Source organism: Vibrio sp. L85, assembly GCF_963871815.1.
In the GTDB taxonomy this organism is placed as follows: Bacteria; Pseudomonadota; Gammaproteobacteria; order Enterobacterales; family Vibrionaceae; genus Vibrio; species Vibrio harveyi.
Window position 1 is genome coordinate 1 of the sequence record NZ_CAWMYL010000236.1, and the last position, 242, is coordinate 242.

Here is a 242-nt window from a genome sequence, read left to right on the forward strand (position 1 = left end):
ACGTTTGATGTCAACGATGGCACCGCAACCGTGCCAGCAGAAGCGAACATTGACGTTCAATCTGTGGTTGATATGCCAGAGCTGTCGATTGCGTCAGACTTGGTGATTGCTTCTGATAACTTCGAGTCTGGCTCGAACGGTTGGAACGCGAACACTGAAAGTTCACAAGGCTTCGAAACGGGCGACATGCTGGGTCGTATTGGTGGCACTGGCGGTGATGAAGCGGTCAGCAAAACCTACGA

1 protein-coding gene is annotated in these 242 nt (G+C 52.1%); it reads left to right on the top strand.

Annotated features, from left to right (window positions below; all coding sequences use genetic code 11):
- Window positions 1–242, top strand: a 242-nt coding sequence (locus tag AACR11_RS22550) for a hypothetical protein (protein WP_139374630.1), incomplete at both ends; no start/stop codon positions are given.